Origin of the sequence: Nonomuraea sp. KM90, from assembly GCF_052246675.1 — a bacterium.
In the GTDB taxonomy this organism is placed as follows: domain Bacteria; phylum Actinomycetota; class Actinomycetes; order Streptosporangiales; family Streptosporangiaceae; genus Nonomuraea.
Map to the genome: position 1 here is coordinate 1 of NZ_JBQQCB010000419.1, position 581 is coordinate 581.

The window sequence follows — 581 nt, forward strand, 5'->3', positions numbered from 1 at the left end:
CCAGCCTGCTACCGGGCCTCCTGGCACCTACCCGGACCGGACTTCCACCGGCAAGCGACGACGAGCTTACGAACAACAAGATGAGCCGCTATGTCACGGCTTCACCTCCTGTTCTGCTGGGCGCACGAAAAGCGTTCAGTGAAGAGCGGTCCCTCAGAAATCAACGAGGGCCCTACATGAGCGACCAGTTGGAATCCCGCCTGGGAGCGACGCTCGGGCACGCCGCCACACGTCCGCCGCAGTTCTCTACGGAGGTGGCGTCCCGGTCGCGACGGTGCAGGAACGCACTGGTGGCGGGCGTCTGCCTTGTCGCGATCGCTGTACCGATCACGGTGATAGCCACGCGCGGCACCGGGGGGCGCAGCGATGTCGCCATGGTCGCCACCGAACCCTCCCTGGGCAATCCGGTCTGGGACACGACTCCCATCGGCAAGCGCTTGACGATCGACAACTTCTCAGAGGGCGTTTGATTTGAGTAGATTGCGCCTTATGTTCTAGTAGGTGTCTCGCCAGGTTGGGGTGGTCTCGTCCGTTATGCGTTTGGTGAGATTGTCGATCGAGGCGATGTAGATCATCGCTTC

The 581-nt window shown here is 62.0% G+C and carries 1 protein-coding gene and 1 pseudogene; one reads left to right on the forward strand and one right to left on the reverse strand.

Going from position 1 to position 581, the window contains the following annotated elements; all coding sequences use genetic code 11:
* The coding region (locus ACTWPW_RS64560; RefSeq protein ID WP_443175092.1) for a hypothetical protein at positions 1-470 on the forward strand (470 nt) is incomplete at its 5' end.
* Between the two features lie 24 nt (positions 471-494).
* Here the strand turns inward: ACTWPW_RS64560 and ACTWPW_RS64565 are convergent.
* Positions 495-581 (reverse strand): annotated as a pseudogene (locus tag ACTWPW_RS64565) (IS5/IS1182 family transposase); the annotation flags it as partial.